Raw genomic sequence first — 26,193 nt, 5'->3', positions numbered from 1 at the left:
CGATGGCGCGCCCCAAACGCCCCACCTACCAGGTCCGCGGCGGCTCGGCCGCCGCGGGCGCCCCTCCGCTGCTCGTGCTGCTCGCCCTGTGGGGCGCGGTCGGACTGTTCTACCTGGTCTGGCTCTCGGCCCGGAGCGTCGCCCGGTTCACCGGGGGCGAGGTGGCGCCGTTCGGCGCGGCCTGGGCGCTCGCGCTGGTCACCGGCGACACCGGGGCGGCGTGGCCCGGTGTCCCGTCGGCCCCGGTGTTCGCGCTCTCGGCGGTGCTCTGCCTGGGCGCCGTGCTGTCGGCGTGGTGGACGCTGGGCCGGCTGCGCGACCGGCTGTACGGTCAGCCCGACGCGGTGACCGCCCTGAACAGGAAGAACGCGGCCATCGGCGAGCTGGCCCGGCCGGAGGCCGCGGAGAAGGCGGTCCGGCTGCGCCGGCGGTCGCTGCGCCGCGCGAAGGCGAAGGCGCTCAAGGAGGCCGACGTCGGGCTGGCGATCGGCGACGTGAAGCGGCCCGGCGGGGGGCGGCCCGGGCCGCGGCTCTTCGCGTCCTGGGAGGACACGGTCCTCGCCTACATGGCGCCGCGGGCCGGCAAGACGACGGCGATGGCGATCCCCTACGTGCTCGACGCCCCCGGCCCGGCGCTCGCGACCAGCAACAAGGCCGACGTGTGGGCGGCCACCGCCGAGCTGCGCCGCCGCGCGACCGGCGAGCGGGTGTGGCTGTTCGACCCGCAGTCCATCACCCACCAGGAGCAGCGGTTCTGGTGGAACCCGCTGGCCGGGGTGCGCACCGTGGAGGACTCCTACCGGCTGGCGGGCCACTTCGTGCTCACCATCGACGACGACTCGAAGAAGGACATGTGGGGGCCGGCGGCGCGCGCCCTCATCTCGCAGCTGACGCTGGCGGCGGCGCTGTCCGGGGAGTCCCTGGCCAAGGTCGGCGAGTGGCTGCACGACACGAAGCTGCCGCAACCGGTGGACGTGCTCTTCGAGCACGGCTTCACCGCCTACGCCGAAGCGCTGCGGGAGACGCAGAACATCGTCGCCGAGACCCGGGACGGCATCTACACCACGGCCCGCACCGCGGCCCGCTGCCTCGACGACCCGCAGATCATGGCGTGGGTGACCCGGCCGGACGACCCGCTCATGGACGAGTTCGACCCGAGGTCCTTCGTGACGTCGCGCCAGACCCTCCACCTGCTCAGCAAGTCGCGGGCGGCCGCGGCCCCGCTGATCGCGGCGATGACCGACGCGGTCTTCCTCGCCGGGGAGGAGGCGTCGGAGGGGCAGGGCGGCCGGCTCGACCCGCCGCTCACCGCCGTCCTCGACGAGGCCGCGAACATCTGCAAGATCGCCGACCTGCCGGACATGTACTCCCACCTGGGGTCCCGGGGCATCGTGCCGGTCACCATCCTGCAGAGCTACAAGCAGGGCGTGCGGGTGTGGACCGAGAACGGCATGGAGGCCATGTGGTCGGCCGCGACGGTGAAGGTGTTCGGCGCGGGCCTGGACGACCACAAGATCGTCGACGCCCTGTCCAAGCTGATCGGCCAGCACGACATCTCCACCACGTCGTTCAGCTACGGCGAGGGCAAGGGCAACCACTCCGTCCAGCTGCGGCGCCAGGAGATCATGCAGGGCTCCGACATCCGCAAGATCGGCAAGGGCGAGTGCCTCATGTTCGCCACCGCGGCCCAGCCGACCCTGCTGAAGATGCTGCCCTGGTACGCGACGAAGCGGGCCGGGGCCGTCTCGGCGGCGATCAAGGACGCGGAGCGGCGCATCACCGAGGGGGCGCAGGCCCGCCATGCCGGATCGGAGCCGTAGCCGCGGCCGACGGCACCGCACCGCCGACCGCTCGTTGGAGGAGCCATGGCAGATTCCCGGAGGACCCTCAGCCCGTCGGCCGGCGGGCCCGAAGCCGAGATGGCGGAGGGCGCGGCCGACGTGGCGTCGGCGACCCTGTCCGGCCTCGGCGGTGTCCTGCGCTTCGCCTCCGGCCTCATCAGGTGGGTCGCCGGGCTCCTCCTCGGGGCCCTGTCGGCCCTCTGGAGACTGGCCCGGGGCGCGCTCCGGGTGGGGCTCAAAGGCCTGGGGGCCGCCCGGAGGTTCATGCGCAACACCCAGAGGCGGCGCATCGACCGGGCGCAACGCCTCCTGGACTGGCGCCTCCGTGGGGCGGAGCGCTGGGCCCGCGGCATGGTCCGCACCGCAGACCGGGCCGTCGCCGACGCCGAAGTGCGCGCCGCCGACCGCGTCGAGGCCGTGCGCGTGGCCGAGCAGTGGAAACTCGAAAGGGTCAAGGCCCGGGAGGACCGCGCGGTCGCCGCGGCGGAGAAGGGGCAGGGCCCCCTGGCGGAGGCGGTGCGCGAGCGGATGAGGAAGGCCGGGATCACCGAGGGCACCACGCCCGAGCTGATGGCTGCGGTCTTCATGGACGTCTCCGATGCGAAGGAGAGGCGGGAGACCGAGGTGACCGTCGCGTCGGCCTCCGGAGATGTGGCGCTGGAGGATGCACGGCAGGCCGCGGCCTCCTACGTCGCGAACGTCCGGCAGGAGGCGGAACGGTTGAAGGGGGAGGTGGGATCCTCTTTCAGCGAATACCGCGAGGCGACCGAGCAGAACGCGGCCCGGCTCGACGACCTCGGCGCGAAACGGCGCAACCCGCTCCGCTTCCGCCGCGAGATGAAGGCGGTCACCGCGGACCAGGAGAGCCTCCGCGGCGAGTTCTCCGCGTCGGTCGCGTCCGCCGGCGGGCGCCTGCAGGAGGCGTGGCGGAACGCTTCGCACGACCCGAACCGGACGTCCGCCCCCGCGCCGCAGCGGGACCGCGCCGACGGGCAGGCGCTGCGGGACCAGCCGGCCAATCGCACTTTCCGGGGACGGCTGGCGGGAGCGGTGAAGCGGACCCGGAGGGCGTCCGTCCGCCGGAGTCTGGACCGCACCGCACGCGGGCGTACCCGGTGACCCGGGCCCATGACGGCCGCCCCGCCCCCGCAGAAGGAGAACCGATGACCCGGCAGACCGGCGGACCCCCGCAGCGGTCCGGCCTCACCGGAGACGAGGCCGACGCCCGCCGCCGCACCCGCGGCGGGCTTCCCGAGGAGTACCTCACCGGGCGGGACGGCGACCGCGGCGGGGGCGGCGACGGCGCCGTCGTCGAGGCCCTCATGCACTCGGCGCTGCGCGGCGGCATCCGGAGGGGCGGACTGCAGAACTCCGGGCTGCTCGCCGCGGCGGCCCTGCGCGGGGCGCTGTACCGCCGCAGGTGGACCCCGCCCGCCCCGGACCGCCCCGGCCTCGCCCCGAAGGCCGTCCAGGCCGGCGTCCCGCTGGTGCGGCAGGGCGACGCCGGCGAGGTGGCCCGCCGGCTGGACCTGGGGCGGGACGAGGTGCAGCGGGTCCAGCGGACCGCCGGCCACGCCGAGGTGTCCGCGGTGCTCCACGACGACGCGGCCGCGTGGCGGGTGGAGCGGCAGGCCCACCGCACGCTCAAGGACGCCGGCCCGGAGCCCGGGACGCCGCTGTCGGGGCTGTGGCGCAGCGCCGCCGACGACGCCGCCCTGCTGGAGCGTGCGGCGCCCCGCGAGGCGGCGCTCATCTGGTTCAGCGCGTCCCTCTCCCACGACCCCGCGTCCTCGGCGGTGGAGAGCGCCGCGATCGACCGGATCGCCGAGCGCCATCCGGCCCTGTGGTACTCGATCGAGCGCGGCATCGCCCAGGACCCCGGGTTCGACGGCGACCTGCTCTCCGGCCGCGCCGACAAGGCCACCGCCCTCGCCGGCGCCGTGTGGAACGCCGACGGGCGCCCGCTGGAGACGATGGAGGAGTACTTCGCCAAGGCGCTCCCCTGGTTCCGCGACAAGAGGGCCGACCTCAACCTGCTGCGCGACACGGCGGAGGCGGTCGCGGCCGCGGAGGCGGACGGCCTCCTGCCCGCCGGCTCGTCCAGGGCCGTGATCGACGAGGCCCGCCGTTCCGTCCCGGGGTTCTCCGAGGCGCTCGACCGCGCCCGGGAGCGCCCCGAGGCCCGCGCCGGCGGAGCGCAGGACGACCGGCGCGCGGCGCTGTCCGCCTTCGACGAGCTGCGCGGCATGCCGCAGCAGGAGCGCGCGGAGGCCGCCGCGCCGCGCGCCGCCGGGGCCGCCGACGCCCGCACGCTGAACACGACCCGCATGGTCCAGCAGGACCACCGGCCGGTCCGGGAGGCGGTGGACGCCGCCCGCAGGCCGGCGCAGGACACCCGGGACCGGCAGGCGGCGCAGGGCGCCCGGGGGCAGCGGGCGGCGCAGGACACCCGGGAGCGCCGGTCGGCGGGCCGGCCCTCCGGCCGCCGGGCCGCGGCGGCCCCGCGGCCCGGAGAGCGCTCCGCCGCGCGCGGCGGCACCGGGCGCACCCGGCAGGCGGACTCGCACCGGTCCCGGCTGGAATCGCCGCGGGGCCTCGGCGCCGCGGCGCGGACGGGGGCGAGCCGCCGGGCCGCGGCCGAGCGCCTGACCCGGCAGACGAGGGTCCGCAACCGGACGGCCCAGATCCACAAGCGGCGCAGGGCCGCGGCCGCCGTGTGACGGCCGCCGCCCCTCCCCGACCGGACACGCACGAACCGAAGGTGAACGCCATGGACAGCGGTACCCATCCTGCAGCGGCGGAGCGCGGCGGAGCGCTCCTCGACCCGTCCGAAGACCCGTCCGCGCGCACCGCCCTGCCGGGCGGGCTCCTCGCCGAGTCGGCCGGCGTCGGCGGCGCCGTGGCGGCCGCGGGCGCGGAGGGCGGCCCCGAGCAGGACGCGCAGGCCGGCGGGGCGGACGCGGAGGACCCGCCGCCGGAGCCGGTGTTCAAGAACGTCGAGGAGTTCGTCCGGCTCCGCTTCCTCCCGGTCTACGTCCGGGCCGAGGGCGGCCAGTTCCGCTGGTGCAAGGAGTGGTGGCGGCACGCCGAGGCGGTCTCCCGCTTCCAGGCCCTCTGGCACGCCTGGGAGGTGCTGCGCTGGGAGCCCGGCACCGGCATGGCCATCTGGTACCGGGACCACCTCGACTTCCAGATGAGCATCCTGCTCGGCGACACCGGCCCGTTCCGCGAGTGCACGTCCCGCCGCCACCAGGACCCCCGCCCGCTGCCCGCCGAGCCGTCCCCGGAGGGCTGGTTCGAGGACGAGTGGTAGCGCGGGGCGCACCTCCCGCGCCACGGCGCCGCGGGCCGGGGCGGCCGGGCGCCCCGGCCCGCGGAGCGCACCTCCCGTTCACCCGGCCGCCATGCGGCGGGCCACCGCCGTGCGGGATCCGTCCTCGTTCCCCCGGTGGAATCCTCGGGGACCCGAGAGGAGCGCCGGCGGAGGAGAGGGCGGATCCGGTGACACTCGCAACGCTGCTCGCCGTCACCGGCGCGTTCGTGAGCGCGTTCGGCATCGTGATCGGGGCGACCGCGCTCGGCGCCCGCTGGCTGGGCCGCGCCGACGCCGAGCGGGAGCTCGCCGAGGCGAAGAAGTACGCGAGCGCCGTCGACCGCGATCCGCGCGTCGTCGAGTACCGGACGCTGCGCGCGACCACCGCCGCCTACCGCGGCGCGGACCGCCCGGTCGCCGAGGCGGCACGGCGCAGCTCCGAACTGGTCGACGGCGCGGCGGACGCCGCGGCGGCCCGGGCCCGGTCCGTCCAGGTCTACGGCGAGCGCCTGGACGACGCCGAGCGCGTCGCCGCCCGCCTCCCCGACCGCCTGGACCGCCCGCGCTCCCCGTTCGAAGCGGCCGCCCCGCTCCCGGCGTCGATCGGGGCGGCGGTGGAGCGCGCGCGGCGCACTCCCCCGGCCCGGCGCTCCGGACCGGAGCCGCACTCGGCCGCACCGCGGCGGCGGGAGCGGCCGGAGCCCCCCTCCGGCCCCCGGCCGCGACCGGGAGCGGCCTGATGATGGTGGCGTTCGGGGCGCTGCTCGGCGCCGTCGTCGCCGGGGGCGTCCTCCTCTTCGCCGCGGGGGTGCGGCTGGCGCGCCGGGGCGGCCGGGCCACCACGGACCACGGGCGCGCCGGTGCGGAGCGGATCCGCAAGGCCGCCGGCGACCGGCTCATCGAGGCGGTGACCGGGCTCGACGGCGCACGGGAGGAGCTGGAGCGGGCCCGCTCGGCCGGGACCGTGCGCCGCTCGGCGGCCCGCTCGCTCGCCCGGTGGGAGGGTGCGCGCTCCGGTGCGCTGCGCTCGGCCCAGTCGTTCGAGGCGTTCGCGCAGGACCGGCACGACCCGCTGCTCCGGCGGCTCCACGGCGCCGGGGTGCTGGTCTGGGATTCCGAGGGCGTGCCGCAGGTCGACCCGTCCTGGTATCCGCGGTCGGCCACCGGCGACGTGGCACGGCTGAACCGGCACCTCCGCGGCCTGGAGGAGATCCGCAGGGCGGCACTGGCCGACGGGATCGCCGGCCCGCCCGTGGGGCCGGCGCCGGTGGAGCGGGAGGCCGTCGCCGAGTGGAACGCCCGGCTGGACGCGCGGCGGGTGGACGAGTCGGCCGTCGCGCGGCTGGTCCGCGAGGGCGCGTTCGGCCGCGACCTCCTCGCGGCGCATCCGGCGCGGCGCGCGCCGCGGCCGGACCGGGAGCATCCGCCCGGACCCGGGAAGCGGCGGGATCCGGGGCCGGACTGGCTCCGCGACGCGGCGCGCCGGGCCTCGCCCGGGTGACGCGCCCCGGGCCGGTGACACGGAGTCGGGGCGGGCCGCCCGGGCGCGTACGGGCGGCCCGCCCCGCGCTTCACCGCCGGCGCCCGCCGGCGCGGGAGGCGGCGGTCAGGCCGACGGGGCCGACTCCTTCCGGAAGTGCTCCACGTCGGACTCCTCCCAGCAGTGCACGTTGGCCAGGCCGGGGATGCGGTCCCGGGTGAACACCGGGTCCCTGCCCTCCTTGCGCTGCTCCGTGTAGTCCTTGAGCACGCGGAAGGCGAGCGGTGCCAGCGGCGCCAGCGCGACGAGGTTCACCACCGCCATGACGCCCATCGCGACGTCGGCCATGCTCCAGACGAGGGTGGCGGAGCCGACGGCGCCGAGGAAGGTCATCAGGACGTTGGCCGCGCGGAACCCGTTGACGGCGACCGGGCTCGGGGAGAGGTAGCCGACGTTGGCCTCGCCGTAGAAGGCGTTGCCGAGCACCGAGGTGTAGGCGACGAGGAGGATGACCGCGGTGAGCAGGTGGACCGCCCACGGCCCGAGGGTCGCGGCGAGGGCGTCCTGGGTCAGCGTCGGGCCGGCCTCGGCGTCCAGGCCGACGCCGGAGAGCAGGATGATGAAGGCCGTGGTCGAGCAGACGATGAGGGTGTCGAAGTAGACCCCGAGCGTCTGCACCAGGCCCTGCTTGGCGGGGTGGCTCACCGCGGCGCTGGCCGCCGCGTTGGGCGCGGAGCCGAGGCCGGCCTCGTTGGAGAACATGCCGCGGCGGATGCCCTGGACGACCGCGGTGCCGACCGCGCCGGCGGCGGCCTCGCGCAGGCCGAAGGCCTGCGCGACGATGTCGGCGACCATGGCCGGAACGGCCGTGATGTTCATGGCGACCACGACGAGGCCCATGAGGATGTACAGCGCCGCCATGAACGGCACGACCAGGGACGCCACGTGCGCGATCCGGCGCGCGCCGCCGAAGGTGACGGCGGCGGTGGTGCCGGCCAGCAGGACGCCGAGGGCGAGCGGGAGCCAGCCGCCGGCCGCGATGCCGGCGGCCTCCGCGGAGTTGCCGATCGCGCCGGCGATGGTGTTGCTCTGCACCATGGTGAAGACCAGGCCGAACGTGACGGTGATGATCACCGCGAAGAGGACGCCCAGCCACGGCGCGCGCAGCCCGTACTTCATGTAGTAGGCGGGGCCGCCCCGGAAGCCGGTCTTGTCGCGCACCTTGTACAGCTGGGCGAGCGTCGACTCGATGAAGCTCGCGGCGCTGACCAGGAGCGCCATCACCCACATCCAGAAGACCGCGCCGGCGCCGCCCAGGGCGATCGCGGTCGCCACGCCGGCGATGTTGCCGGTGCCGATGCGCGCCGCGGCGGACACCGCGAAGGCCTCGAAGGCCGAGATGGGCTTCCCGCCGTCTTCGGCGGTGTGCCCGGGGCGCTCCTTGATGGCGCGGAACATCTCCGGGATCAGCCGGAACTGCACCAGTCCGGAGCCGAAGGTGAAGTACAGGCTGAGGAGGATGAGGAGGGGGATCAGGAAATAGGCCCAGAAGCCGTCGTTGAAGGCGACGACCCCTGTTTCGAAGGCGTCCACGGGGAGGGTTCCCTTTCGTCGTCGGCGGAGACCGCGTTGTCTCGCTCCGCGACCGTGCGTGCAGGATTCGGGGGAGGGCGTGCTCGGCACGCCGGGGGATTTCTGATGACGTTCCGGATGCGCGGGGCGACGGTCCGTCGAGTTCTCCGGCGGAGGCGCCCGGAAGGGGCGCGTCGGGGTGTGAGCGCCGCCACCCAGAGAACGACAGCGCGGCGCATCCGCGCAAACCGCCCGCGCCGGATCCGCGGCGAATTCCGGGCCGCCCGGAGACCGATTCCCCGGGCACCCGGCAGGCACCCCCGCAAACCCTCCGTGACCACTGCGAACGAGAGTCCTGGCCACGCCTCTCCGGCGCCGGCGGAGAACTGTTCGGACGCCCTAGGTGTTCTCTTCCGAGAACACCGAGCATTGGTGTGCGCCGCCACTCGTCCCATCTCTGCGCAACGCTTTTCGGACATCTTCTCCCCGCATTCGGCGCGACACCTCCACCGAAAGATGGAACCGTATTGCCGAACCACGGGGGTGCGGGGCCCTTGTGTTTCTCGGTTACGATTCCCCCGTGCTGAGAATCCGAATAGCTCTGGCCCAGATGAACCCCACCGTGGGCGATCTGGAGGGAAACTGCGACAGCGTCGTCGCCTTCGCCCGGTCGGCGAACGAAGCTGGAGCCCATATGGCCGTGTTCCCGGAAATGGTGGTGACCGGCTACTCCGTCGAGGACCTGGCCCTGCGGAACGACTTCGTCTCCGCTTCGATCACCGCCACGCACCGGCTCGCGGCGCGGCTGGCCGCGGAGGGGCTCGGCGAGATGCCGTCCGTGGTGGGCTTCCTCAGCCGGCGCGCCGGCGGGCGCCCGGGTCCGGGCGCACCGGCCGGCGCGCCGCAGAACTCGCTGGCCGTGCTCCACCGCGGCGCGGTGCGGCTGGTCGCGGCCAAGCACCACCTCCCGAACTACGGCGTGTTCGACGAGTTCCGCTACTTCGTCCCCGGCGACGCGCTCCCGGTGCTGCGCCTGCACGGGGCCGACATCGCCTTCGCCATCTGCGAGGACCTATGGCAGGACGGGGGGCCGGTGTCGGCCGTGCGGGAGGCCGGGGCCGGCATGCTCATCACCCTGAACGGCTCTCCGTACGAGCGGCACAAGGACGACGTCCGCCTGGAGCTGTGCGGGCGCCGGGCCCGCGAGACCGGCGCGGCGGTCGGCTACGTCAACATGACCGGAGGCCAGGACGAGCTGGTCTTCGAGGGGGACTCCCTCATCGTCGACGCCAACGGCGAGCTGCTCGCGCGCGCCCCGCAGTTCGAGGAGGCGCTGCTGGTCACCGACGTCGAGCTGCCGGAGGGGCCGCCGGTGGCCGAGCTGCCCGGCACCGCCGCCGGGCGGCCCGTGGTGCGCCACGTCATCCCCACCGCTCCCCCGGCCCGCTACGAGGCGGGCGCCCCGGTCCTCACGCCGCGCCCGGACCCGGTGGACGACACCGGGGAGGTGTACCAGGCCCTGGTCACCGGGGTCCGCGACCATGTGCGGAAGAACGGGTTCTCCTCGGTCCTGGTGGACGTCTCGGGCGGCGTGGACTCGGCGCTGACCGCCGCGATCGCCGCGGACGCGGTGGGCGCGGAGAACGTGCACGCCCTGCTGACACCGGGGGAGACCACCACGCTGGAGGAGACCGCGGACGCGGAGGACGCGGTGAAGCGCGGCGGCCTGGTGCGCCGGCTGCAGCCGGTCGCCGCCCTCGCGGACGCCTTCCGGACCGAGATCGACGCCGCGCCGGGCGCGCTGCCCGCCCTGGAGGACCGGGTCCGGGGCGGGATCGCGGCCGCGATCGCCGCCGAGGAGGGGCACCTGATGCTGGCCACGGCGGACAAGAGCCAGCTCGCGATGGGCCTGTGCGGCCACTACGGCGACCCGAACGGGGCCTTCGCCCCGCTGAAGGACTGCTGGGCGTCGCTGGTGCGGGAGCTGGCCCGGTGGAGGAACGCCGCCGCGGCCCGGGACGGCGAGCCCGCGCCGGTCCCGGAGGGCTGCATCGACCGCCCGCCGCGCCGGAGCGCCCCGGACGGCCCGCCGCTGCCGGAGCAGCGGCTGCTCGACGCGCTGCTGGAGTCCTACATCGGCACGGACAAGGGGGTCCGGGCGCTGATCGCGGACGGCTTCCCGCCGGACCTGGTCCGCCGGGTGGTGCGCCTGGTCGACCGGGCCGAGCACATCCGCCGCGCCTACCCGCCCGGCCCCAAGATCACCCGCCGCAACCTCGGCCGCGACCGCCGGCTCCCCATCACCAGCCGCTGGAGCTGACCGCCCCACCGGGCCGGCCGCCCTCCCCGGGCCGGCCGGCCCGGCTCAGACCAGCCCGACCCCCAGCAGCACGGCCCCCGCCACGGCGCACACCAGCGTCGCGCACCGCCACAGGTTCATGGTGCGCGCGGCCGCCCGCCGCTCCTCGATCAGCCCGGCGTACTCCCGCTCGATCTCCTCCCGCCGCGCCTCCACCCGCGCCCGGACCTCCTCGGCCTCCCGGTCGATCGCGTCGATCCGCTCGAGGGCGCGCTCCACCTTCGCGGCGCTCTGCTCGTCGGGGCCGCCCGCACGCACCGTCCGCACGACCTCGGCGACGAGGGCCTCCTTGCTCCGGAGCAGCTCGGCCTGCTTGGGCAGCGCCTCTCCGGTCGCCAGGGCCGACTCCGCGTCCCGGCGGTTCTCCAGGTCCCGTCCGGCCCGGACGGCCCCGTCCTTGAACAGGCCCGCCCAGGCGGCCAGGCCCACCCCGGCCGCCGCGGCCATGAGCACCATGGCGATCACGTCAGTCGGCGGCATCGGCGCACTCCCCCCTCGCGGGCCCTGGGAAACGGCTGCGCCCGTGCCCTGTCCGGGCCGCTTGCGGCTCCATCATCGCGCACTCTTCCTTCCCGCTCCTCGCCGGGAGGCGAACCACCGATTCCGGCCGTTCGGTTTGACCGAGCCCAGGGGCTTCTTCTGGAATTCCTCCTTGCCCGGGCTCTTTCCCGGAAGCGACCGAGGATCGGCGCTCTGGATCCGCGACCTGCGGGGAAGCCTGCGACCCCCCAAGTGCTCCCTTTCCCTCAGCACGCCGAGGAACACGTCCCAGCCTTTCTTCTCCGCCAATTGATCGACGGTCTTGGAGTATCCGCGCATGAGAGAGCTCAACCAATCGCGGAACCCCGGCAGCCCTTCCCTCTGAACCTGCTCAAGGGTGACCTGCGGCATTTCGAGCCCAGGAAGGGAGAGCGATCCGAGCGCCCGCCTCAATTCCCTTCGGCCGGCGCTGATGCTCCGAAGATACTTCTGGAACTTCTTCGCCTCCCTCCGAGTGAGGCGCCCCCTCACCGGGCGCACTTCGATCTGCTCGGGGTCCCGGTCTTTGAGCTGGTGCCATCCGGTTTCGAGAGCCCCTCGCCGCTGAAGGTCGTCGCAGATGAACTTCGCCGTCATCTCGATTCCGGCCTGATGTTCGAAATCGGCCCCGGCGGCTTTGAAATACGCCTCCCCTTCGGTGGCGGCGGCATCGACGACCGCCGGGTTCTCGGTTTCCCGCTCCCAATCTGCGGTATTGGCGACGAACAGCTGCTCCTCGGCTCCCACCGGGTTGTCCGCCCTGGTGTCCGAGAGCTGCTTGCGCTTCGAGGCCAGTTCGACGAGGTACGGGAGCGCGGACAGCGCGACCCCCGCGCCGCCCACCGCGATCGCGAGTCCCCACACCGCCATGGCGGCGAGAAAAGGCGTCACGTGCCCCTCCGAGCCGTACCCGGGAATCCGGCCAGGTGACCGGAGGGCCTGTCAGCGCGGACCGAACCGTCATCCATGCGCGCTCGCCCTCCCCTCCATCCTGGAGAGCAGGGCTCTCACGGACTCCAGATCCTCGTCGAGTCCTCGAACGCCCCCGTCGGAACCGGTCCCGGGGTGTTCGACCCGGCCGTGCGGCGCCGTGCGCTCCGCTCCCGGCCCGTCGGCGGACCGGGCGCCCTCCTCGGCACCGGCACGCTCGAACTCCTCTGCCAAGGCCCGGTTCAGCTCCCGCCGCCTCTCCTCCACATCGAGGTCGCGGTGGGCCACGCGGCCGGCCAGGTCGGCCACGCCCGCGGCGTCCGCGAACAACCGGGCCGGCCGGGCCGCACGCCCTCTCGGACACCCCCGGCGCACGGCGGATCCGATCCAGAGCACATGCGAGACCACCGCCACCGCGGTGAACAGAGCCCCCGCGAAAAAGATCATCACACCCAGATACCTCTCACTCTCACTGCCTTCCCGGACGGTTCAGCGTCGGCCGGTGAGGGCTGAGTCCGGCACCGTCCAGCATTCGCCGGCGGTTATCCGGGACCAGCAGATCCGAACGGCTCATCCCGGTGGCCTTGCGCGCCGCCTTCATCGCGATCCGGCGCGTCCTGCGCGTTCCCAGCAGGAGCGAGGCGCCGAAGCGCGTCTCGTTCGCCAGGACCCCCTGGGTCGCCTGGTAAACGGAATGGGCGATCTTCCCGTACAGGTCCCTCGCGTCCAGGGCCATGAGCCGGCTCGGCATGGCGGCGATTTTCCTCTTCCTGGCCACGATCTCGCCTTCCAATGCGTAGGAATGCTCGGTGACCTTCCGGTTCAGGGCCTTCGCGATCGCGTTGCGGGCCGGGAACGCGAGCGCAGCGGTGACGGCCAGCGCCCCCATGATGTTCGCGAAGACCACCTGCGGCCCCAGCAGGTTGAAGACCTCCATGACGAAGCCCACGGTCCAGCGCCCTCCTCTCTCTGCTTCCCGGCCCGCCAGGGCCGGGTTCCGGTCTCCTCCTCGCTCACGCGCCCCGGTCCGTGCACACCTCCTCCGAGCGGCCGAGTTCTTCGGCGGTGTAGACCGCGACGACGCGGAAGCAGTAGTCGACCTCGGGGTTGAGGCCGGTGACCTCGGCCGTGGAGGCGCCGGGCGGGGCGTGGGCCATGGTCTGGGGGTCCCGGCCGTCGGGGCCGCCGACGATGTAGTGCGGGGCGTCGGCTCCGGGGGCGGGGGTCCAGCTGAGGGCGGCGCTGATGGTCCCGTCGCGGATCTCCACCTCGGCCGGCGCGCCCGGTGCCGCCGAGGGCTCCGCGGAGCGGTCGGCCTCGTCCGCGAGCGCACGCGCCACCTCCTCCTCCGCGGCGCGCTCGTCGTCCGCCCGCTCCTCCTCGGCCGCGCGCTCCTCGGCCGCCCTCCCGTCCTCCTGGGCGGCCGCGCTCGCGCCGCCGCCGGGTTCGCCGCCCCCGGTGAAGAGCACCGCGGCGCCCGCCAGCGCCACCACGGCGGCGGCCGCGGCCAGTGCGACCAGCGGCAGCACCCTGCGCGGCGGGCGGGCCGCGGACTCCGCCGCGTCCATCCGGCGGACGGGGCCGTCGCCCCGGTCGCGCCCGGCGGTGGAGAAGTCCGCCTCCCCCTCCTCCGCGTCCCGCCCGGGGCCCGGTCCGGCGGCGGGCCCGCCGGGCTCCGGCGCGGGACCGGCGACCGGGACCGCGACCGCCTGCGCCGCGGTCTCCCGCCCGGCCGGGTCCGCGCCCGATCCGATCTCGGCGGAGCCGTCCTCGGCGCGGGCCCGGGTTCCGGTTCCGGTGCCGGTGTCGGCCCAATGCGCGAGCGACACCGGCCGCGGCCGCGGCTCCTCCTCCCCCCGCAGGATGCGGGCGAACCGCGCCGCGCTCTCCGGCCGCGCCGCCGGGTCGGGGTCCAGCGCGTGCGCCAGCGCGCCGGCCAGCCGGTCCGGCACGTCGCCGCGCGGCACCCGCGGCGCGGGGAGGCGCAGCACCCGGTCGGCGTAGGCGTCGGGGGCGACCGGGCCCCCGTCGTCGGCGAAGGGAAGGCGGCCGGCGAGCAGGCACCACAGGGTGGACGCCAGCCGGTAGACGTCCGACGCCGGCGCGGGCGCGCCGCCGCGGAACTCCTCCGGCGGCACGTGGCCGACGGTGGACGGCCCGTAGGCGGCGGGCGGGAACGGCCGATCGGCGGGGAGGGCGGAGCCGAAGTCGATCAGCGCCGCACCGAACCGGGTCCACAGCAGGTTCTCCGGCGTCACCGCGTGGTGGAGCAGGCCGTGCCGGTGGACGGCCTCCAGCGCCTCGGCCGCGCGGGCGCCCGCCTCGGCCGCCTCCTCCGGGGCGAGCGGCCCCGAGGAGGCGAGCACGTCGGCGTAGCTGCCCCGGGGGCTCTCCTCCATCACCGCGTACGGGGTCCCGGCCGACGTGACCCCCTGCTGCAGCAGGGACAGGATCCCCTTCTGCGAGGAGAGCATCCGCCACCGCTCGATCTCGTCGCGCCCGCGGGCCGGCGCGGTCAGGAGTTTGACCACGACGGGGGCGTCGTTCGCCTCGCCCTTCGCCCGGTACAGCTCCGCCTCGCGGCCGTGGTGCAGGAGCACCGGGGAGTGCAGCCCGAGTTCCTTCCACGGATCCTTGCGGGCGGCCCGCCTGCGCAGGGGCATGGACCGGCTCCTTCCGATCGGACGTGCGGCTTGGTGGTGGTCGCGGGCCCCGCCTCCGGTGCCCGGTGGCGGAGCGGCGGTCGGGGCGCGCCGCCGGGGCGGCGCGGCGCGGTCACGGCGGGCGGCGCAGCAGCGGCCGCGGGTCGGCCCACCAGAGCAGGCGCCGGCGGAGCGGGAGGCTCCGCCGCAGCGCACGCGTGTACTCCCGGACCTCGTCCGCCGCGCGCCGGGCGGCGTCCGCACCGATGCCCCGGTCGGCCTCGGGCGCGAAGGCCAGCGCGGTGACCGCGGCGCCGACGCTCCACTCGCGCTCCCCGCCCGGCTCCGGCGGCAGCCTGCGGTCGGCCGCCGCCACGACCTCCGCGGCCGTGGCCGCCGCGCCGGGAGGGGCGCCGGAGAGCCGCAGGGCGTCCCGCAGCTCCCGCCATGCCCCGGCGACCAGCTCCGGGCCCGGCCGGCGGTGGAACCGCCGGTGCCGGTGGAGCGCCCGGGCGGCGGCGATGAGCGCCCCGATCACCAGGACCGACGCGGGGACGGCCGCGACCGCGAGGGCGGCCGCGCGCCAGGCGAAGCCGACGTCGAGGTAGGCGCCGGTGGTCCGGAAGAAGGAGTCGTCCGGCTCCTCGCGGCCGGCGGAGGCCCCGCCGTCCTCCCCGCCCTCGCCCCCGGGCATCTCGCCGACGGGGGAGGCACCGCCGTGCTCCGGCTCGCCCGGCGTGGCGTCGAACGGCGTCCAGCCGACCCCGTCGAGGTAGACCTCGCCCCAGGCCACCGCGTCGCCGGTGCGGACCAGCCGGACGCCGTCGCCGTCCGGCGCGCCGGCGCCGAACCCGACCACCACCCGGCTGGGCAGCCCGGCCGCCCGCGCGAGCAGGGCGAAGGCGCTGGCGAACTGCTCGGAGGTGCCCCCGCCGCCGTCCTCGCCCGGTTCGACGAGCAGCCGGTCGAGGGTGGCGTAGCCGTGCCCGCCGGGGGCCTCGGGGTCGTAGCCGTAGCGGGACCGCAGGTGGCCGGCGAGGCGGTTCGCCCGCTGGTACGGGGTGGCGTCCTCGACCAGCGCCGCGATGGAGCGGAGCTGCCCGGGGGCGCCCTCGGGCAGCCGGAGGTGGCGTTCGAACCGGTCCGGGTCGGGCGCTTCGGCGGCGGCCAGCGCCTCCTCGTCGTAGGAGGGCACGGTCCCGGTCGCGGTGTAGCCGAGCCCCTCCAGGCCGTCGTCGGCCCCGGCGGCGCGCACGGTGAAGGACGCGGGGTCGTAGGCGACCGGCGCCCCCTCGACCCGGTGCGGCACCCCGGCGACGGGCAGCCACCCGCCGGGGAGCCCGTGCACCTCGACCTCGACCGAGCGCTCCTCGCCCGGGGGGACGAGCGCCTCCGGCTCGGGCAGGACCTCCGAGGACGCCCGGTAGGCGCGGTCGGGCCGCCAGGTGATGCCGTCGAACTCCGACAGGGTGACCCAGCGCAGCTCGGTGGGCTCGTCCGCCGCGACGCTCAGCAGCGGCCGGTCCGGCTCGGCCGCCCACTGCGGCAGGTGGCTCAGCGGGCTGACGCCCTCGGTGTCCTCCTCCTCGGGTTCGGCCGCGTCCCGGAGGTCGGCGGGCGCCACGGAGCTGCCGTAGAGCGCCAGCGGGCCGATGTAGGTGGTGGCCGCCGCGCCCACCGCCACCACGGCGGAGACCGCGGCCGACCGCCGGAGGCGGTCCGCCCCGCCGCCGCGGGAGGCCCGGCGGGCGTCCGCCGCGGAGGCCCCGGAGCGGGACGGCCCGGCGGAGGCGAGGACGAGGACGGCGATGGAGGCGAGCGCGTACAGCGCCACCGGCCCATAGGCGTGCGGCGCGTCCGGCCCCTTGAGGACGGTCGCCCCGGCGAGCACCGGCAGGGGGGCGGAGACCGCGAGCAGCGGCCGCCCGCCGCGCAGCGCGGGGACCGCCGCCGCCGCGCAGAGCCATCCGGCCAGCGCGGGCAGGGCGAGCAGGTCCACCGTGGCGGCGGACGGCACCGCGGTGGTGACGATGCGCGCACCGGAGTTGGCCACCGCGTCGAGCGTCGCCGCCGCGACCGGGGCGACCGGCCCCGGGGCCGCGTACGCCAGCGCGGCCACCCCCGCGACCGGCAGCGGCAGCAGGAGCAGCAGCGCGGCGGGCGCGGCGAAGCCGCGCAGGGCCAGCGCGGTCAGCGGGACGGCCGCCGCGGGCCACAGCGCGAGGATCGCCGCGGCCCGCAGCGGATCGGTGTAGATCGGCGCGAGGGCGAGCGCGGGGGCGGCCGCGGCGGCGGTCAGCGCCGCGTACGCGGCGGCGGTCCTCACCCGTCCCATCCCCGCCCCCAGCGCGCGGCGAGGTCGTCGGCGTCGAACGCGCTGACGACGGTCGCTCCGGGCAGCCCGGCGAGCGGCGCGCCGAACTTGCGCAGCGCGACCACGACGAGCCGCGGGTAGCGGTCCCGCAGGCCGCAGAAGCGGTGCGCCTCGGCCGTGGTGAGGGAGGCGCTGACCAGCACCGCGGTGTCGGCGGAGGGGCGCTCCCACAGCCGGCGGAACTCCGCCGACGGGTCGGTGCGCGGCTGCGGCTCGGCTTCGGCGAGCAGGTCGAGCAGCGGCCCCAGGTGCCCCCCGCTCTCCCGGGAGGCGCCGCTGACCAGGCGCAGCTCGCACGCCCAGCGCTCGTGGACGGCGGCCGCGCAGATCGCGGCCGCGGCGCCGGCCACCTCGTCGAGGGCGTCCCGGTCGTCGCCCGCCGCGCCGGAGCGGTCGTCGACGACGACGGTGAGCCGCGTGTGCACGGTGTCGACGTGCTCGCGCACCATGAGCCGCCCGTGGCGGGCCGTGCTGCGCCAGTGGACGTGCCGGACGTCGTCGCCGGGGACGTACTCCCGCAGCGCGTGGAACGCGGCGCCGCCGATGCGCCCGCCGTCCTGGCCGCCCTGCGGATCCGCGACGGCGCCGGCCGGCATCGCCTGCGGCATGCTCCACCGCGGGTGGATCCGGACGCGGTCCCGGCCGCCGCCCGTGCGGACCGCCTCGACCAGGCCCAGCGGGTCGCGCCGCAGCAGCGCGACCGGCCCGAGTTCGAGGACCCCGCGCCGCTCGGCGGGGACGCGGTAGACGCCGGCCGCGGTCTCGGCGCCCCCGTCCAGGGACACCCCGAACCACTCCGTCCCACCGGGGCCGCGCACCGGGTCGGCGACGGTGTGGGCGCGCCGGCCGGGGCCTCCGCCGGACACGGTGAGGCGCACCTCCACCTCGTCGCCGGGCGCGACCCGGTCCAGCGGCACCGAGCGGGTCACCTCCATCGGGCGGAGCCGGCCCACGAGGGCCGCGGCGAGCAGGAGGAGCACGAGGCCGGTGCCGCCCAGCACGATGAACTCCCGGTGCCCGAACCCGAACCCGGCCGCGGTGAGCAGCGCGGACGCCGCCAGTACGGCCCGGCCGCGCCGGGTCGGGCGCGCCCGGCCGCCGCCCGGCCCCGCCGTCGGCGCACGCACGTCACGCCCCTGCCGCGGCGGCGGGGTCGGGGGCCGGGACGTCGCCGAGGAGGTCGGCGAGCAGGGCCTCGGCCGAGCGCCCTCCGACGGCCGCGCCGGGCGCGAGGACCAGGCGGTGCGCCCAGACCGGGCCGACCAGGCTCTTGACGTCCTCCGGTGTCGCGTAGCCGCGGCCGTCGGCGGCGGCGAACGCACGGAGCGCGCCGATGAACGCCCGTGTCGCCCGCGGCGAGACGCCGACGCGGACCTCCCCGTGGGCGCGCGTCGCCTGGGCGATGCGCAGGACGTAGTCGAACAGGGCGTCGTGCACGAACACGCGGTCCGCTGCGGCGCGCAGCGCCTCCAGCTCACCGGCGGCGGCGACCGGGGCCAGGTCCTCGGGCCGGCGCAGCGCGCCGCCGCGCATGACCGCCAGTTCGGCGTCGGTGTCGGGGTAGCCGAGGGACAGCCGGATGAGGAACCGGTCCAGCTGCGCCTCGGGCAGCCGGTAGGTGCCGTCCATCTCCACCGGGTTCTGCGTGGCCACGACCAGGAACGGCCGGGGCACCTCCCGCGCGGTGCCGTCGACGGTGACCCTGCGCTCCTCCATGACCTCCAGCAGCGCCGACTGGGTCTTCGGCGAGGCGCGGTTGATCTCGTCGGCGATGACCACGTTGCCGAAGACCGGGCCCGGGTGGAACCCGAAGGTGCGGGTGTCCTGGTCGTAGACGGGCACGCCGGTCACGTCGGAGGGCAGCAGGTCGGGGGTGAACTGGATCCTCCGGCAGGTCCCGCCGGTGACCGCGGCGACGGCGCGCGCCAGCGTCGTCTTGCCGACGCCGGGCACGTCCTCCAGCAGGATGTGCCCTTCGCAGAGCAGCGCCACCAGTGCGAGGCGGACCGCGCCGGCCTTGCCGACGACGGCTTCGCCGATCGCGTCGGCGAGCGCGCCGATGCGGGCGGCCGCCTCCTCGGGCGGCGGCGCCCCGGTCGATGGCGCTTCGGACGACGGCGCCTCCTGCGCCGCGCGTCCGCTCTCCAGCAGTGTCGATTCGGTCATGTTCCCCACTGGTCCCCGCTCTGCCCCGACGCCGGCGCGGCCGCCCCGTCCGCGGGCGGCTGCTCGGGGGCGGGCTCCTCCACCGGGGGCTGCTCCACCGGCGGCGGCTCCGGTGCGGGCTCCACCGGAGGCTCCTCGACCGGCGGTTCCTCCACCGGGGGCGGCTCGGGCGCGGGCTGCTCCACCGGGGGCTCTTCCACCGGCGGTTCCTCCACGGGGGGCTCGGGCGCGGGCTCCTCCATTGGAGGCTCCTCAGGCGCGGGCTCCTCCACCGGCGGCTCTTCGGGGGCGGGCTCCTCGACCGGGGGCTCCTCCTCCGCGGGCGGCTCCTCCACCGGAGGCTCCTCGGGCTCGGGCTCGGGCGCGGGGCCCGGCCACCCGGGCAGCTCCGGGGTCTCCTCGTCCGGGGGCCCGGGCGGCTCCTCCCCCGGCTGCTCAGGCTGCTCGGGCTGCCCCGGGCCGGGGAGCCCGGGGAGTCCGGGCTCCTCCGGGCCGGGAAGTCCGGGGAGTTCGGGCAGCTCCGGACCGGGGTCCTCCTGTCCGGGGCCCTCCTGGCCGGGGGTCCCGGGGCCGAGCGGCCCGCCCGGCTGCTGCGGCGGTGCGGGGGGCGCGCCCTCCTCGGGCGCCTCCTCCTCTTCGGGGCGCGCGGGCGGCGCGCCGGAGCCCGCCTCGGCGTCCTCCCCCTCGCCCCGGCCGGCGTCCCGCTCTTCGTCCTCCGGCCGCGCGGGCGGTTCCTCCGCGAGGAGTCCGCCCTCCTCGTCGGGGGTGCTCGCGTCGCCGAGTCCGGGCCGCTCGGGGGCCTCCGCGTCGGGGCCCTCGGCGTAGTGGTCGCTCTGCCCGTCCGGCGTCCCGGAGCCTTCTCCGCCGCCCTCCCCCTCTTCGGGCTCGGGCTCGTACTTGCTGACTTCGCGCACGCTGCCGTCGGCGGCGACGATCAGGGCGAGCTCGGAGGAGGGCGCGTTGATGAAGAGGTGCCCGTCGCGCAGTTCGAGGTGGAGCTCGCCGGTGTCTCCGCCGGGCACGTCGATCCGGCCGTTCTGGGTGCCGTCGGCCGCGAACTCGCGGACCGCGCCGTCCTCGGGCTGGGGAACGTAGATGCGGCCGGCGAAGGCGAGGGCCGGTTCGGGCCGCGACCCGTGCACGGCCACCTCCGTGGCGCCGAGGTCGGCGTCGAGTCCGCCGACGGCGACGACCCGCCCCGCATCGGGGACGGTGATCGGCGCCAGTCCGCCCCGGGTGCGCTCGGGCATCTCGGCGCCCGCCAGCGGCACCGGGGAGTCGACGGAGCGCGGGCGGCCGTCGCCGACGCGGGTGACGGTCCCGGTGTCCCGGTCGGCGACCAGGGCGCCGGTGTCGAGCACGGTCGCCACCAGGTCGGCGCCGGGCTCGCCCACGGCGACGCTGTCGACCGCCTCCGGCCGGTCCTTCCCGGCGGTGTCGACGGCGACCGCCGTCCCCTGCGACGGGACCGCGAACCACAGCAGGCCGTCGCCGTCGAACGCGCCTCCCGCGATCGGGCCGGACACCCGCAGCGGTTCGCCGATCGGCCGCAGCGTCTCCGGGTCGACGCGGCGGACCTCGCCGGCCTCCCGGTCGACCACCACCGCGCCCTTCGGGCCGAAGACCAGGTGGTGGCCCGCCCCGGCCCGGGTGGTGCCGGAGTTCTCCAGGCGGACGAGGTCGATGGAGGTCATCGTCCCGGTGGCGAGGTCGTGCACGACCACGTGCTCGCCGTTCTGCGCGAGGCGCACCGGGTGGCCGGACGCCTCCTCCACGCCCTGGGCCAGTTCCACCCGCCCGCTGTGGGCGTTGACCCGGGCGACCTCGCCGGTGGTGCTCCACAGCCAGGTGGACCCGTCCGACAGCTCGTCCCAGTGGCTCACCGCGCCCACCCCGAAGAAGGCGGTGCCGACGAGGCCGGCGGCGATGGTGGACACGGCGCCGACGGTCGCGACCCTCGCGGGCGACGACCGCCGTGCGGCGGTTTCGTCGTGCACAGCGTCCTCCTGCTCATGGGGACGGATCCGGCCGCCGGGCCCGCTCTCCGGCCGGACTCCCGGCACCGGTCCCGGAAGGGGGAACCCGGCCCCGGCGTCGGTGACACCGGTTCCGGCCGGGACCGGCAGAAACGGACCATACACACGGACCGCCCGGAGGAAGGGAAAGGCGGCCGCACAGGTGGGCAACCGCAACAATCGGAATGGCAGGGCGCCACCGGCCGGTGTCCCGGAGCGCCACCGCCGCGCCGGCGGCCCGTCCTCCCGGTTCACGGAATCCCGCCGCCGATCGGACCGGAACCCGCCGGCCGCGCACCGGTCCGGTGCCGCCCGGTGCGGCCCGCTCCGGGTCAGCGCAGTGCTCTCCGCCCGGGGTAGTCGTTCCACCGCGGCAGTACCCGCTCCGCCCGTTTCGCCCGCTCCGCCTGTTCCGCCCGGTCCCGGCGGCCCGGCCGGGCCGCCGCACCGCGCCGCTCCCGCCGCGGCCGCTCGCCCGGCGCCGGTTCCGCGACCCGCCAGAGGTCGCCGTGCTCGCCCTGCATGGTGTGGCGGCCCGCAGCGGCGCGCGTCCCGGGCATCCGCGGCGGGAGCGCGCCGACCGCCTCCACCAGCGCCCGGGCGCCGTGGGCGTAGGTGAACCCCGCGAGGTAGCGGGCGAGCCCCTCGGCCGTGCGCCGCCGCTCCGCGCGGGTGCGCGCGGCGTCGATCAGCGCCCGGGCCCAGATGTCCTGGCGGCCGTGCACGGCGCCGCTCCAGCTCCACGGATCGGGGCCGGCGCCCGCCTCGGCGTGCCAGCGCGGCGAGGCCGACGCGAAGAACCCCGCGTCGTCCACGACGCTCGCGCCGAACTCGGCGGCCCGGCCGCGCCGCGGGTCCCGCAGGAACCAGGCGAACCCGGACTCCGACGTGGCCAGCACGGGGCGGCCCATCATCGCCGCCTCCGCCGCGACCAGGCCGAACCCCTCGTTCCAGGACGGGAGGATGAGGAGGTCGCAGCCGCGGATGTCGGCGTCGATCACGCGGTCGTCGGTGGTGAGCGGGCGCACGTCCAGGATTCCCGGGCGGCCGGCGATCGCGTTCGCGGCGCGGCGCCTCCCCTCCACCTCGTCCTCGGCGTACCCGCGCATGACCAGGCGCACGTCGTGGCCCATCCGGCGCGCCGCGACGACCGCGCGCATCGCCGTATCGGCGCCCTTGAGCGGGCTGGCCAGGCCGCCGAGCAGCAGGACCCGGAGCGGCGCCCCGGGCGGTGCCGGGCGCGGCGGCCCCGCACCGGCGGCGGTGTCGGCGCCGGGGATGAGCTCGTGCGTGTTGACGGCGTATCCGCGCAGCTCCTGGTCGACGGTGTGGCGGAGCTCCTCGGTGAGCAGCGGCCCCACGCCGACCGCGAGGTCCACCCGCTTCCAGGTGTCGACCTCCGCGCGGCGGGTCGGGGCGATGAATTCGGGCCTCCCGATGACCTCGGGCAGCCGCTCCATCGCCGCGTGCGAGAACGCCACCGCGCGCGCCCGGGGGTAGAAGCGGTCGCGGAGGTCGGCCGCGGCCCGCCCGGTCAGTTGGGTGTGGCCGATGACGATGTCGAAGCCGGCGCCCTCCGGTGCGAGCCCCATCCGGTCGAGTCCGGCGCCGGCGGCGAGGCGGCGGATCTCCCGGGCCACCGCCATCGGGTCGCCGGCGTCGGCCGGCGCGACCGGGACCTCGACGATGCGCACCCCCGGGTGGTCGGCCACCGGGGGAGCCGTGAGCAGGGTGACCCGGTGGCCGAGCTCGGCGAGGGCGATCGTGATCCGCCGGTTGAACTCGAAGAGCCCGCCGTCGCGGGCGCTGCGGTGGCACAGCACGAGGATGCGCTTGGAGTCCATCGCCCTCCGATCACACGGGGCGCAGGGGCGCCGCAGGGCCCGGGCGGCAGGGGGCGCCGCAGGCGGCCGGAGGCGCGGTCCCGCGCCCGCCCGCCGCGCGAAAACGCTACGATCCTGGCGATCACCGCGGCGCCGGGGAGAGAAACCCCCTCATTCTGGCACCGGATTTCAACGGGGGGAACGGCGGCTCCGCGAGGATCGGCGCCGCCGGCGGAATGCGATCGGGAATCGGGATTCATGGCCACCACCGTCCGAAGCGGCAGGTCCGACGCACACCGGGGGGACGGCGGCGCGGCGCCCTACCTCGTCTTCATCAACCGGTCCGGGTGGCTGCGCCTGGAGCAGAACGGGATGCGCGTCCAGGGCTCACCGGAGCAGGCGTGCCTGGCCACCGCCGCGCAGCCGTTCTCCGTGGAGCTGGCGGAGGCCACCCGGCCGCTGGTGGTCTTCCTTCCCTACGACCGGGTGGCCGCGCGGATCGGCGCGCACGCCCGCATGCCGGCCCTGCTCGACCTCTCCTCGGGACTGGGCGCCGTCGTCGGGACGGTGGCGGAGGCCCTGATCGAGCAGTGCTCCGAGGTGACCGCCGGCGAGTTCGACGCGGTGGTGCGGCACATCGCCGAGATCACCTGCCTCTCCCTGGGCGGCGGCTCCGGCCGCCGGTACCCCGCCGGGGAGCGGGGCGCCCCTCCCGGGGCGGGGGCTCCGCGGCTCCCCTCCGCGCCCCGGCCGGGCCGGCCCTCCCCTCCCGCTCCCACCGCCTGACCGGCCGGCCCGGACCGGCCCCCCGCCGACGGGCGGGCCGCCGCCCGCGGGGGCGGCGGCCCTGTGCGGAACCGGCCGGGCGGGGCGGTCCGCTACGGTTCCTCGACCACCTCGAACTCCAGGGCGTCGGTGAACTCGCGGCCGTAGGAGTCGGTCGCGGTCACCTCGGCGGTGTGCTCGCCGGCCGGGAGGTCGGCGGGGAGGTCGAACCGCCACAGGTGCATCGTCCGGTCGGCGAGGCTGCCGCCGTGGACCAGCTGCCGGGAGACGGCGTAGGGGTCGGAGTACTCGGGGCCGGTGCCGACCGCCTCGCCCTCCATCGGCTGGGTGCGCTCGGCCTCCTCCGCGGGTCCGCCGTCGATGCTCACCTCGACCTCCGATCCGGTGGAGCCGAGGAAGAAGTTGGTGGTCAGCCAGGTTCCGCCGGCCAGGTCGCCCCGGTCGACGGCGAGCGGGTCGGGCAGTTCGGGCGCCTCGCCGGCGGGGTTCTCGTTCCACTCCTTGCGCTCTTCGTACCACCGGCGGTAGGTGGGGCTGTTGACGCCCAGCCGCGTCTGCACGCCGTCGGGCTCGCCGGTGACGGTGTAGCGCTCCTGGAACGCGCTGCCCTCGATGTCCAGGGTCAGCACGCCGGGGCGGCCGCCGTCCCGGCCGACCGCCTCGGGGTAGCCCTCCTCGCCGACCTCGCCCGAGTACCAGTCGCCGGAGATCGCGCCCGCGGTGATGTGCGGGAACGGCAGGCCCTCGATGCCGAAGACGTCGCGCCAGCCCTCGGCGTCGTCACCGGTCTTGAGGTTCTCGATGCTGTGGCTGTGGCCGGCCACCGCCACGGCGGGGCGGCCGCGCAGCAGCTCGTGCACGCGCTTCACCTGGTCGACCTGGTGCACCGGGGAGCTCTGGTCGGCGTAGTTGAGCAGGCCGATGTGGCCGGCGACGACGACGAGCCGGTCCCGGTCGACGTTGGCGAGGTCGCGCTCGAGCCAGGTGAGCTGGTCCTCGTCCATCCGCCCGTTGTAGGACGGGTCGCCCTCCGGGTCGGCGCAGTGCTCCCCGATGCCCTCGGGGGCGTCCTCGGCCGCGGTGCACGGGTACTCGACCGTGTTCAGCGCCACGACGTGCACGTCGCCGACGTCGTAGGAGTAGTACTCCGGCGCCAGCCGCGCGCGGAAGGTGTCGAAGGCGTGCTCGGCGCTCGGGGCGTCGAAGTCGATGTCGTGGTTGCCGGGCAGCAGCCGGACCGGGCCGTTGACCTCGGTGAACAGCTCCTTCTTGATGTCGGGGTAGAGCGACAGGTCGTCGTTGGCGATGTCGCCGACGAACAGCGCGCCGCAGCCGGCGTAGTCGTCCCGCTCGGCCAGGTCCCCGATCGCGCCGGCCCGGGCGTAGGCGATCTCCTGCCGGTCGGTGGTCTGCAGGTCGCCGGCGATGACGCAGCTCTGCGCCTCGGCGGCGGTCTCCTCGCTCTCCACGACCGGGAAGTTGACCGCGGAGGGCAGCGGGCCGGTCGGCTCGATGCCCCCGTGGCGCAGCTCCGGGGAGCCCTCGGGCAGGTGGTTGTAGTGGAACTGCGGGATGTTGTGCTCGTCCAGCGGCACCTGGTAGCCGGACGGCTGGGTGATCGAGACCGTCATGTTGTCGAACGCGGGCAGCCGGTACCGGCCCTTCCCGTCGGTCCGCACCACGTCGCGGCCGTTGGTGACCATGACGCCGGCCAGGCCCTCGTCGCCGTCGCTGCCGCCGTTCCGGTCGGCGTCGACGAACACCTTGCCGGTGAGCACCGAGTCCTTCCCGGGACCCTGCGGGGTGCGGACGACCTCCACCTCGCCGCGGTAGACGCCGTCACCGCGCCCCTCCGCGGGCTCCGCGGAGGCCGGAGCGGCCACCAGGGCCAGGGAGGCGGCGACGGCGGCGGCCGTCGCGGCCGCCGGCACGGCGCGGAAGGAACGGCGCGCCCGCGGGGCGCGACGCGTCTGCGCATGTCGCGGATTCGTCTTTAACATGCAGCGCTCTCCGATACATCGGGGGACGAAACCGGCCAGGGGGGACCGGCGGAGAGCAACCTTTCTTGAGACGGCTGAACGGCACCCCAGCCGTCGGCCAACGGTCGACCACCGTCCGATGACGAACGGCGAATGGAGCCGGCCCCGATACGAATGCCGCACCCTCGGCCCACCGCGACGAAGAGGAGGCCATAAGCCCAGGTCTCCACGTCTTCCGTGACCGAACGAGCGCCGCTTGAAGGACGTTATCGGCCCCCTGGCGGATCACTCGGCATGAACACGCAGACCCGTGGAAACCGTACGTTTTCTCCAGCCATATCCCCTTTCAGGGGAAAATGCGCGGATCATGAATTCCGGCCACCCGGAAAAGGGG

20 protein-coding genes are annotated in these 26,193 nt (G+C 76.2%); 8 read left to right on the top strand and 12 right to left on the bottom strand.

All coding sequences use genetic code 11. The features are described 5' to 3' along the window. Nucleotides 1-2 precede the first annotated feature (2 nt). The 6 genes from D459_RS0118650 to D459_RS32110 all read left to right on the top strand — a co-directional run bounded on the left by D459_RS0118650 (nt 3) and on the right by D459_RS32110 (nt 6,655). Nucleotides 3-1,820 (top strand): type IV secretory system conjugative DNA transfer family protein, encoded by a 1,818-nt coding sequence (locus D459_RS0118650; protein WP_017594523.1) that lies wholly within the window; start codon nt 3-5, stop codon nt 1,818-1,820. A 45-nt stretch (nt 1,821-1,865) separates the two neighbouring features. Next, a complete protein-coding gene (locus D459_RS0118645) occupies nt 1,866-2,960 on the top strand; it encodes a hypothetical protein (protein ID WP_017594522.1) in 1,095 nt (364 codons plus the stop codon). Nucleotides 2,961-3,004: 44 nt separating this feature from the next. Beyond that, nucleotides 3,005-4,561, top strand: coding sequence for a hypothetical protein (locus tag D459_RS32120; protein ID WP_051065476.1), 1,557 nt, complete (start codon nt 3,005-3,007; stop codon nt 4,559-4,561). A gap of 50 nt (nt 4,562-4,611) precedes the next feature. Then, on the top strand, nt 4,612-5,154 hold the full coding sequence (locus D459_RS0118635; RefSeq protein ID WP_017594521.1) for a DUF4913 domain-containing protein: 543 nt from the start codon (nt 4,612-4,614) through the stop codon (nt 5,152-5,154). Between the two features lie 188 nt (nt 5,155-5,342). Further along, on the top strand, nt 5,343-5,894 hold the full coding sequence (locus D459_RS32115) for a hypothetical protein (RefSeq protein ID WP_017594520.1): 552 nt from the start codon (nt 5,343-5,345) through the stop codon (nt 5,892-5,894). Next, complete coding sequence (locus D459_RS32110) at nt 5,894-6,655, top strand: hypothetical protein (protein WP_017594519.1); 762 nt, start codon at nt 5,894-5,896, stop codon at nt 6,653-6,655. The genes D459_RS32115 and D459_RS32110 overlap by 1 nt, the downstream gene beginning before the upstream one ends. Before the next feature lie 105 nt (nt 6,656-6,760). Here the strand turns inward: D459_RS32110 and D459_RS0118620 are convergent, their stop codons facing one another. After that, complete coding sequence (locus D459_RS0118620) at nt 6,761-8,227, bottom strand: alanine/glycine:cation symporter family protein (RefSeq protein ID WP_017594518.1); 1,467 nt, start codon at nt 8,225-8,227, stop codon at nt 6,761-6,763. Nucleotides 8,228-8,786: 559 nt separating this feature from the next. On the opposite strand from D459_RS0118620, the gene nadE reads away from it, so the two are divergent. Further along, the gene (nadE, locus tag D459_RS0118615) at nt 8,787-10,526 is read left to right on the top strand and encodes an NAD(+) synthase (protein WP_193790265.1); all 1,740 of its coding nucleotides are present in this window, start codon (nt 8,787-8,789) and stop codon (nt 10,524-10,526) included. A 45-nt stretch (nt 10,527-10,571) separates the two neighbouring features. Here the strand turns inward: nadE and D459_RS0118610 are convergent, their stop codons facing one another. The 10 genes from D459_RS0118610 to D459_RS0118565 form a co-directional block, all read right to left on the bottom strand. Beyond that, nucleotides 10,572-11,045, bottom strand: coding sequence for a hypothetical protein (locus D459_RS0118610; RefSeq protein WP_020380249.1), 474 nt, complete (start codon nt 11,043-11,045; stop codon nt 10,572-10,574). A gap of 72 nt (nt 11,046-11,117) precedes the next feature. Next, nucleotides 11,118-11,975: a hypothetical protein gene (locus tag D459_RS0118605; RefSeq protein WP_017594515.1), complete on the bottom strand. Its 858-nt coding sequence runs from the start codon at nt 11,973-11,975 to the stop codon at nt 11,118-11,120. Between the two features lie 69 nt (nt 11,976-12,044). Continuing rightward, complete coding sequence (locus D459_RS35065) at nt 12,045-12,323, bottom strand: hypothetical protein (RefSeq protein WP_152523038.1); 279 nt, start codon at nt 12,321-12,323, stop codon at nt 12,045-12,047. 160 nt (nt 12,324-12,483) lie between these two features. Then, nucleotides 12,484-12,963 carry a hypothetical protein gene (locus D459_RS0118595; protein ID WP_017594513.1) on the bottom strand — a complete coding sequence of 160 codons (480 nt, stop codon included), beginning with the start codon at nt 12,961-12,963 and terminating at the stop codon, nt 12,484-12,486. A gap of 64 nt (nt 12,964-13,027) precedes the next feature. Next, nucleotides 13,028-14,677 (bottom strand): protein kinase domain-containing protein, encoded by a 1,650-nt coding sequence (locus tag D459_RS0118590; RefSeq protein WP_017594512.1) that lies wholly within the window; start codon nt 14,675-14,677, stop codon nt 13,028-13,030. A gap of 112 nt (nt 14,678-14,789) precedes the next feature. Beyond that, nucleotides 14,790-16,982: a DUF3488 and transglutaminase-like domain-containing protein gene (locus D459_RS32105; protein ID WP_017594511.1), complete on the bottom strand. Its 2,193-nt coding sequence runs from the start codon at nt 16,980-16,982 to the stop codon at nt 14,790-14,792. After that, a complete protein-coding gene (locus D459_RS0118580; RefSeq protein ID WP_017594510.1) occupies nt 16,979-18,157 on the bottom strand; it encodes a DUF58 domain-containing protein in 1,179 nt (392 codons plus the stop codon). Before D459_RS0118580 ends, D459_RS32105 begins: the two co-directional genes overlap by 4 nt. A gap of 1 nt (nt 18,158) precedes the next feature. After that, a complete protein-coding gene (locus D459_RS0118575) occupies nt 18,159-19,196 on the bottom strand; it encodes an AAA family ATPase (RefSeq protein ID WP_017594509.1) in 1,038 nt (345 codons plus the stop codon). Continuing rightward, complete coding sequence (locus D459_RS33770; protein ID WP_051065475.1) at nt 19,193-21,193, bottom strand: hypothetical protein; 2,001 nt, start codon at nt 21,191-21,193, stop codon at nt 19,193-19,195. The genes D459_RS0118575 and D459_RS33770 overlap by 4 nt, the downstream gene beginning before the upstream one ends. A gap of 350 nt (nt 21,194-21,543) precedes the next feature. Then, nucleotides 21,544-23,055, bottom strand: a complete 1,512-nt coding sequence (locus D459_RS0118565) for a glycosyltransferase family 4 protein (protein WP_017594508.1) — start codon at nt 23,053-23,055, stop codon at nt 21,544-21,546. Between the two features lie 237 nt (nt 23,056-23,292). Here D459_RS0118565 and D459_RS0118560 point away from each other — a divergent pair, with 237 nt between their 5' ends. Continuing rightward, nucleotides 23,293-23,820, top strand: a complete 528-nt coding sequence (locus D459_RS0118560; RefSeq protein WP_017594507.1) for an AraC-like ligand-binding domain-containing protein — start codon at nt 23,293-23,295, stop codon at nt 23,818-23,820. A 92-nt stretch (nt 23,821-23,912) separates the two neighbouring features. On the opposite strand, the gene D459_RS0118555 is transcribed toward D459_RS0118560, so the two are convergent. After that, nucleotides 23,913-25,751: a calcineurin-like phosphoesterase C-terminal domain-containing protein gene (locus D459_RS0118555; RefSeq protein WP_017594506.1), complete on the bottom strand. Its 1,839-nt coding sequence runs from the start codon at nt 25,749-25,751 to the stop codon at nt 23,913-23,915. Nucleotides 25,752-26,193 lie beyond the last annotated feature (442 nt).

Source organism: Nocardiopsis potens DSM 45234, from assembly GCF_000341105.1.
Classification (GTDB): domain Bacteria; phylum Actinomycetota; class Actinomycetes; order Streptosporangiales; family Streptosporangiaceae; genus Nocardiopsis_A; species Nocardiopsis_A potens.
The sequence above is the reverse complement of the archived record's forward strand: the minus strand, read 5'-3'. Positions and strand labels throughout refer to the sequence as shown.

Coding starts and splice junctions, on each gene's coding strand:
- D459_RS0118650 (WP_017594523.1), top strand. CDS start 3: ATGGCGCGCCCCAAACGCCCCACCTACCAGGTCCGCGGCGGCTCGGCC.
- D459_RS0118645 (WP_017594522.1), top strand. CDS start 1,866: ATGGCAGATTCCCGGAGGACCCTCAGCCCGTCGGCCGGCGGGCCCGAA.
- D459_RS32120 (WP_051065476.1), top strand. CDS start 3,005: ATGACCCGGCAGACCGGCGGACCCCCGCAGCGGTCCGGCCTCACCGGA.
- D459_RS0118635 (WP_017594521.1), top strand. CDS start 4,612: ATGGACAGCGGTACCCATCCTGCAGCGGCGGAGCGCGGCGGAGCGCTC.
- D459_RS32110 (WP_017594519.1), top strand. CDS start 5,894: ATGATGGTGGCGTTCGGGGCGCTGCTCGGCGCCGTCGTCGCCGGGGGC.
- D459_RS0118610 (WP_020380249.1), bottom strand. CDS start 11,045: ATGCCGCCGACTGACGTGATCGCCATGGTGCTCATGGCCGCGGCGGCC.
- D459_RS0118590 (WP_017594512.1), bottom strand. CDS start 14,677: ATGCCCCTGCGCAGGCGGGCCGCCCGCAAGGATCCGTGGAAGGAACTC.
- D459_RS0118575 (WP_017594509.1), bottom strand. CDS start 19,196: ATGACCGAATCGACACTGCTGGAGAGCGGACGCGCGGCGCAGGAGGCG.
- D459_RS0118565 (WP_017594508.1), bottom strand. CDS start 23,055: ATGGACTCCAAGCGCATCCTCGTGCTGTGCCACCGCAGCGCCCGCGAC.
- D459_RS0118560 (WP_017594507.1), top strand. CDS start 23,293: ATGGCCACCACCGTCCGAAGCGGCAGGTCCGACGCACACCGGGGGGAC.